We start from the raw sequence: 9,182 nt of genomic DNA on the forward strand, positions 1-9,182 counted from the left end.
CTAATAATATAATAGAAAATTTTTAAAGTTTGGTTTAATTAAGCTATTAAAATATTTTATAAATTATGATGAGGTATAATAATGTTTAAGAAATTTAATATTTTATTGGCTTTATTGCTTCTCTTTATTTCCATCACGGCCGTAAGTGCTGTTGAAGATGGAAATATGACTGAAATTGAAAGCAATGATGTCATTCAAGATGTGCTGGAAATGTCTGTAGACGATGACATAGTTTCTAGCCCTGCGGCAGATAATGCAGTATCTGTTGTGGCTGAAACCAATATGTCTGCTTCATCCTATCAGATAACATCCAGTAATTATGGAAAATATTTTAGTTCCGCAGGGGAATTGCCTTCCAACACTCCAATAAAATCAGGAGATACTATTGTTTTGAACGGTGATTTTTCAGGAAATAAATTTGTTTTCAATATTCCAATCCATATTGTTGGAGGTTCTTCAAACAACATGAAAAATGTCATGTTTACCTTAAAAGAAGGTGCATCCGGAAGTACAATTACTGGATTGAATATTGCAAATACTAAAGCGGAAACTTATGGAATATTTTTAAATGCAGCGGATAATTGTGCTATTAGTGATTGTGTGGTAACAAATACCGGTAGAGCTTCATATTGTATTTGTGTTGCTAATGGTGCTAATTATAATAATGTGACAGGAAACAGGTTTAAGGCTTATGGGGTTACATATGGTCATGGAACCAGGTCCACTCCTCCGGTTATAGTCAGTGGTTCTCATTACAACTATGTTGCGGATAATTATGTTGAGGCCGATGATGCAAACGGTATTTATTTGTCAAGTTATGCCGGTGGACCTTTAAATGGTGGTGAGTCTAACTACAATGTAATATATAATAATACTGTCAAATGTAATGAACAGATCCTTCCGACTTCCTGGAGTTATCTGATTCAGGTCATGGGTAGTCATAATACAATTGAAGCCAATACTCTCATTAGAGGTTATAGGGGTATTTCAACTTCCGGTACTGGAAATATCATAATCAATAATAAAATCTATAATATCACTGGTGCCGATTATAATCATGTTGGAGTTGAAACCGGTGGTGAATATGCAATTGTAGGTGCATACGACTCCATAATACGAAATAATATTATCGATGGTGCTAAAATCATATCCACTGCCGCAGGTATTTCAGCCTTGGACGGTTCAGTTGTTGAAAATAACTGGGTAAACGTTTCTAAAGTCGGTAGAGGAATTGCAGCTTCAGGTTCAAATGTTGTTGTTAAAAACAATACTATTTTCACAGTATCCGGATCAGGTATCCATCAAAAGGATGAAGGTAAGGGATTATGGGTTGAAAACAACATAATCACATCACAGGCAGGTGTAGGAATTTTAATTGAAAAATTAAGCAAAAAAAGAATGCCTTCCAATGTAACTGTCATTGGAAACACTATCGTAACAGGCAATAAGGTTGCAATAGATGCAAGTGGTGTTGAAGAGGATACCTCCGTTATTGGTGATGCAAAATCCAATATTGTTGCAGATAAACTAATTATACTGCCTTCAGGAACTATTGACCCATCCAGAGCATCCTATATTTACAACGGAAAAACAATTACAATAACTCCGGCAAATATGCATGCTTTCATCGATGCAAATGGTGGTTTGACATCTGAAATTCAGGATGGTGACATTTTAAACTTTGAAGGAACATTTGACAATCAGGTCATATACATTAACAAAGAAGTCAAACTGACAGGTAAAAATCCGATATTTTACAATTCCACATTCAAAGTAACCTCAAGCAGCGTATTGATTGAAAACTTAACTATTATAAACAAAGAAGTAAACAGAGTTAATGCTTGGGGTATTTTTGTAAACGAGGCTTCAGGCGTCAGGATTAAAGACAATAACATTTATGTAAGTGATCCGAAAGCGGCTTATGCAATATATGTTTTAAATTCCGTTGAAATCGAAGTTCTAAACAATGTTTTAACTTCTGAAGGGGACTTTTTAACATTTACATTATTATCTTATGCCTCTGATAACTGTATATTCACAAACAACACTATCAAAACTATCGGAACCGGAGAAGTTTATTCATTTGCTCCTGAAAAATGTATCGACGGTAATGAATTGGTTATTGATGGTAAATCCTACTGCATTGACGGTAATGAACTTGTAATTGACGGCAGGACTTACTGCATTGACGGTAATGAATTGGTTATTGACGGTCAATCTTATTGCATTGACGGTAATGAAATAGTTATTGGCGGTCAGTCTTACTGTATTGACGGTGAAGAGATAGTTATTGATGGTAAATCTTACTGTATTGATGGTAATGAGCTTGTTATTGACGGTACACGTTATTCTGTTTCAGACAATGAAATAAATATAAATGGCACAACCTATTGTATTGATGGTGAAGAGTTGGTCATCAACGGCAGGTCTTACTGCATTGACGGTAATGAATTGGTCATTGACGGTAAATCTTACTGTATTGATGGTAATGAGCTTGTTATTGATGGTAGATCTTACTGCATTGACGGTAGTGAATTGGTTATTGACGGCAGGTCCTACTGTGTTGATGGTAATGAGCTTGTTATTGACGGTAAATCATATGGAAGTGAATATTCAACCAGCAATGCTCATGTCGTTTCAGAAATTTATCAAACATACGGAATTCTATTATTATACTCATCTAATATTTTAGTTTCTGGAAATGATGTGAATGTCACTTCTAAATTGGCCGATGTTCATGCAACAACAGGCGAAGATAATTCCACCAATTCAATTGTGGGTATTGATATTTACTTCAACAGCCACAACAATACTGTTTCAAACAATAATATTTACATCAAGTCCAAAGACAATTATATTTACGGTATGGGTGTTTTAGGGTATAATACTGGCCATTCCGCTCCGGTAGGTCAGGGAGCTACTAATACCGTTTTTGAAGGAAATACAATAACTCTTGAAGGACCTTACTTTGCAACCGGAGTAATTGTCGGTTCAGATTCTGAAGGAACCATTATTAAGGATAATTCCATTAACTTAAAATCTGAAGGAGTCAACTATGGTATTACATTGGAATTTTCCAATAATTCCACTATCGAAAACAATGAGCTGACATTGAACTCTGAGCTGATTTATGGAATTGACATGATGTCTTCTGATAATACTGTCAGGGATAACATTATAACTGCTAACGCTAAACAAATCTACAGCATTATAGTTTCCAACGGAAAAAACAATCTCATTGCTTCCAATAAAATCAATGCTGTTGCAACCGGTGAAAATTTATCATTCAAACTTTTAGATTCATTGGGATCAGGCAATGCAGGCATTTATCTCAGGGACAATTCAACAAACAATCAGATAGTTGACAACAACATCACATGCAATCATGACTATGCAATATTGATTGGCGATGTGGCTGTTAATAATGTCATCAGTAATAATTACCTTGTTTGTGAAAATAGGATAGGCAACGCCGCTATAAACAATACCAAAAACAACAAGGTTTCAGATAACTACAAATATATTGCAACCGCTAAAAGCGATGTACTTAGTGCTGTGTATTTGGGAACCGGTGAATTTGAAATTACATTTGATAAGGCACTTGACGGGGCTGTCGTAAAATTCTATGATAATGATGGTAATTACTTTGCTCAATCAAAAATATCCAACGGTGTCGCAACCGCCCAATTCAAATTTGATTCAACATACACTCCTGCATATTATATTTTCTCTGCGGTGCTTTCAAAAGAGGACTATAAGGCTTCCAAATTTGATTTGCGTACAAACATAATCAACGGAAACATTATCATCACTGTTCCTCTAGCTACAATTGAACAGGGAACAACCGGAAATGTTGTAGCAAAACTAGTCGATGAATTTGGAAATCCTGTTAAAGGCGCTACCGTAGTATTTAACAGAATCAGTTCTGCCGGAAGGGCAACCCCTATGGGAAATGCAAAAACTGATGCTTCAGGAATCGCCACACTTTCATATAATGTTGATGATTCCCTGACTGTTGGTTCATACAATATCACTGCGGATGCCAAAAATGTAGATTGCTACAATGATGCAGGTGCAGTTTCAGATTTGATAGTGACTGAAAAGGTAGTTCTAAAGCCGGGTAAAAGTTCAACAGTATACTACGGAAATACTGTTGCATATAAGGTCAGATTGGTTGATGCTAACGGTAAATCAGTCGGTGCAGATAAAGCTATTGTATTTAAAATCAATGGAAAAACCAAAACAGTCAAAACTGACAAAAACGGTTATGCGTCATACTCAGTTAAATTGGCTGCAGGTTCATACACAATCACTGCACAGTTCAACACTCATAAGGTGTCAAACAAGATTACTTTCAAGCCAACAGTAATAACCAAAAATCTTTCCAAGAAAAAAGCAAAAACTATCAAATTCACAGCTAAAGTTGTGGATAAGAAAGGTAAAATCTTGAAAAACAAGAAAGTAACCTTTAAAATCAAAAACAAAAAGTACACTGCCAAAACAAATAAAAAAGGAATTGCTACTTTATCCCTTAAAAACTATAAGGTCGGCAAGTACACAATCACTTCAAGTTATGGCGGTTGTACTGTAAAAAACACTATTCAAATTAAAAAATAAGGTTATTTTTAACCTTTATTTTACTTTTTTTTCAATTTTTATTTAATTACATTTAAATAATTTTAAAACTTAACTAATTATTATATAGTCAGATAACTTAATCATTTTTAAATTTTTATGGACTATAGTTTTATTCAATTAAATGAGGTGAAAGTATTAACAATAAACGCATGATTGTTTCATTATTGATGCTTGCATTGATGGTATTGTCTGTGGGTGTGGCTTTTGCTAGTGACGATGCCTCCGATGTAATCGCTGCAGATGATGAAATAATCGCAGACGAGCCACTTGCTGTTCAGGATGTTGATGCAGTAAGTGCAGATGCTGACTCACAAGTTGTGGGTGCAGATGAAAGTAAGATTACTATTACTCCGGAAAATCTTGATCAATACATAAAACCATCCGGAATTATTAAAGAAAATGTTACTGCTACTGAATTTGATTTCGTAGGCCGTTTTGATAATTTGAATTTTTCCATTGACCGTCCGTTAATCGTAACCGGTGGGGAAAATACCACATTCGTCAATCCGGAAATTGAAATTACCTCAAGCAATGTAACATTTAGTGGTATTTCAATATCTCAATCCAATGCGATTAATGCTATTTTTGTTGGGGGTGAAGAAGAAAACCCTATTTCCGATGTTACTATTTCAAATGTATTTGTCGGATTTGAAGATATGGGTGAAGCTCCTGAAGCTATCGCACTTCATGTGGTCAATACAGATAATTTCAAATTAATCCAATCATTATTCACTTATGTTGGCCATACTAATGGATACTATCCTAATAATGTTATACGAATATCCAATTCAAAAAATGCTGTTGTTTCATCAAATATCATATCCGCTTCAATGCCTTCTGCTCCTGTTGGATGGAGTGAAGAGCCTGCAGGATCAGGTCATTATGTATCTGCTCCAATATCTGAAGCTATAGTATTTAAAGATTCAGATGGTGCCACATTAGAAAACAATGAAATTAATCTTCTTTTCACCGATGTCACCGGTGACTATGATACTATATATGTTGTTGATTTCACAAACTGCAGCGGTGCATCCGTTATTGGAAATGTAATTAATGGAACAGGTAATTCCTATATTTACGGCATTATCCTTTCCGGAGATAACTTCACAATTGAAAACAATAATATTTCTACTGAAGGTAATTATTATGCTAACGGTATTGATATTGAAGGACCTGCAACAGGTGATGTAGTCAACAATACAATCGATGTTAAAGCAGTCTCTTCCGTTTATGGTATCTATTCAGGTATGAACGGTCAAGATACATATGTAAAATATGATGGAAATATAATCACTGGTGAAGCTTATAATGCCTTCGGTATGTCCTTGGGTGATGTTAACAGTACTGTTACTGATTCTGAAATCATGATGGTCGGTAATTACTCTACAGGTATTGCATATAGAGGTTATAACTTTGAAGCTGAGAGAAACCGCATTATTTTAACTTCTTCTGAACAGGGTAATGAATCCATCTGGGAAGATTTCGGTGTTGAGGCTGTAGGTATCAAAGTTTACAAAGGTGAGTTTTACATTCAAAACAACACTATTGCAACTCCAGGTAAAGGTATTCTTTTAGAAGGTCCGTTAACTGCAGGATACATAAATAATAACTTCATAAATGTTGTTGCTAATGAAGATAAAGACGCTTATGCAATTTATGCTAATGAACTGTATTATTTATTTGTATACAGAAATGAAATTGATTATCAGGGTGCTACTCAGGGAACTGGTATAAACAATGCGGTTTATGTCAACAATATTACAGAACCTGTTGTTTCTCTAAATAAGTTTACCTTGGATTTGGTTTCCGCTTATATTCCTTGGGTTGAAGAACCTGCCGGTTCTAAAAATTATGTTGCTTTCCCTGTAAGTGAAGGTATTGTTATAAAAGATTCTGATAAGGCTGTATTCTATGATAATGAAATCAACGTTGTCTATGGTGATGTTGTAGGCGATTATGATACCATTTATACTGTTGATTTCAAAAACTGTAATAATGCAACTATTTTATGCAATGATATTAATGCTACAGGTAATTCATACATTTACGGAATTGTCATTACAGGGGATAACTTCACAATTGAAAAAAATACAATCACTGCAACCGGTGATTATTACGCTAACGGTATAGATATTGAAGGCCCTGCTTCAGGTATTGTAATCAAAAACAACATTGATGTAAAAGCTAATACTTCTGTTTATGCAATCTATTCCGGTATGAACGGTCAGGAGACTAATGTGAGATATGACGGCAACAATATTACTGGTGAAGCTTACAATGTATTCGGTATGTCTTTAGGTGATGTTGAAAGCACAATTCTGGAATCTGAAATCATGCTGACAGGTAACTACACTACAGGTATTGCATACAGAGGTTCTAATTTGGATGCTGAGAGAAACCTCATTGTTTTAATTTCTTCTGAACAGGGTAATGAATCCATCTGGGAAGGTTTCGGTGTTGAAACTGTCGGTATCAAAGTTATCAAAGGTGCTGCTACAATTTACAGTAACACTATTGCTACCCAGGGTAAAGGAATCTCTTTAACCGGTGAAGAAACTGGAGCATTTTTAAACGCTAACTTCATAAATGTCGTTGGCAATGAAGATAAGGATGCTTATGCCATTTACGCTGATGATATCTCTGATTTATTCATAACCTTTAATGAAATTGATTATCAGGGTGCTACTCAGGGAACTGGTATAAACAATGCGCTTTATGTTAACAATGTTGCCAATGCGGGCATTGGTGAAAACAAATTTACATTGGATCTTGTTTCCGCTTATATTCCTTGGGTTGAAGAACCTGCTGGATCTGGAAATTGGGTTGCTTTCCCTGTAAGTGAAGGTATTGTTATTAAAGATTCAAGCGATGTCGAATTCACTCTCAATGAGATCAACGTAACTTACGGTGATATTGTAGGTGCGTATGATACTATTTATGCTGTTGACTTTATAAACTCCAATAATGCAGGCATTACCGAGAATGTGATAAATGCCAACGGTTATACATACATTTACGGTATTAAAATTTCTGGTGATAACTTCGATATTGCTGAGAATAACATCACTTCCACAGGTGTTTATTATGCAAACGGTATTGATATTGAAGGACCTGCAAGCGGTGTAATTCAGGACAACGGCATCATTGCAAAAGCTACCAATTTGTCTTATCCAATTTACTCAGGAATGAACGGCCAAAAAGTTTCTGTAAACTACACTGGCAATGACCTTGTCGGTGAAGCTTACCTTGTAATCGGTATGTCCTTAGGTGATGTTGAAAGTAACATTAAAGACTCAGGAATCGACGTTAAAGGTAACTACACAACCGGTATTGCTTACAGAGGTAACAAATTGACTGTCGACAACACTCAAATCCTTTCAAACGGATCCAATGTTGGTGACTTGGATGTTTGGGAAGCATTCGGTGTTGACACAATAGGTATTAAAGTTGTTCAAGGTACTTCCGCCATTACAAACAACAATGTAGTAACAACCGGAGAACATCCTATTGACGTTAAAGGTACAGAAGCTTCTGTTCATGACAACAACCTTGAAGGTACAAAATTCATCGGTGATGAAGGTGTAGCTAATGCACAAAAATCAGAAGTTTACAACAACACTCCTGAAATAGGAAACAAAACACAAACTGAGATGGTTATTACATTAATCTATGATGGCGGTAACGGTACTATTCTTGGTACTTTAAAAGATACTAACGGATCTTATTTAGAAGATGTTGTTGAATATACAATCAACGGAATTCCACATACCGTCAAAACAGATAAAGACGGATACTTCTCAATAGACGATGTTAACGGTACTGAAGTTGCAATCACATATCCTGAAAATAGTTTCTATAAAGGTTCAACTGTAACTCTTGCATTAAACGCTGTTCCTAAAGTAAGGGACTCAACTGTTATTGTCGGAAGTGACTTCACTTCTTATGCAATCGAATACAAGGCTGGTGAAAGAGGTCAAAACTTCACAACCCAACTTGTAGACAGCAATGGAAATCCACTTGCAAACAAAACAGTATTAATAGGTGTAAATGGTGTAATGCGTGAAAAAACAACTGATGAAAACGGTTTCACTAGTTTACAAATCAACTTTAAGGATGCTAACAGATTAACATTTGCTGTATCTTTCTTAGGTGATGACGACTACAACGCTACCATGTCAGTATACTTGATTACCATTGTTAAAAAACCTGTAACTATGACTGCTCCTGCAAAAACATACAAAGCAACTGCAAAAACCAAAAAATACACAGTTACTTTAAAAACCATCAAAGGAGCATCTGCAGATGGTAAGACTTACTTCGCAGCAGGTAAAAAAGTTACTATGAAAATCAATGGAAAAACCTACACAGCAAAAACAAATGCTAAAGGTCAAGCTACATTCAGCCTTAAAATAACCAAAAAAGGCAAATTTGCCTCTGTTATTAAATATGCTGGCGACACTACCTATAACGCCGTAACTAAAAAACCTAAAATAACAATTAAATAGTGGGATTTATCTCACTAACTTTTTTTATTTTTAATAAAT

At 35.3% G+C, this 9,182-nt stretch carries 2 protein-coding genes; both read left to right on the forward strand.

Translation table 11 applies throughout. The annotated features are described in order from the left end of the window. The first annotated feature begins 81 nt into the window (after positions 1 to 81). A complete protein-coding gene (locus ACKI2P_RS03765; protein ID WP_407375150.1) occupies positions 82 to 4,617 on the forward strand; it encodes a right-handed parallel beta-helix repeat-containing protein in 4,536 nt (1,511 codons plus the stop codon). A 170-nt stretch (positions 4,618 to 4,787) separates the two neighbouring features. Further along, positions 4,788 to 9,143 (forward strand): hypothetical protein, encoded by a 4,356-nt coding sequence (locus ACKI2P_RS03770; protein ID WP_407375152.1) that lies wholly within the window; start codon positions 4,788 to 4,790, stop codon positions 9,141 to 9,143. Positions 9,144 to 9,182: the final 39 nt, after the last annotated feature.

The organism is Methanobrevibacter sp., from assembly GCF_045541095.1.
In the GTDB taxonomy this organism is placed as follows: Archaea; Methanobacteriota; Methanobacteria; order Methanobacteriales; family Methanobacteriaceae; genus Methanocatella.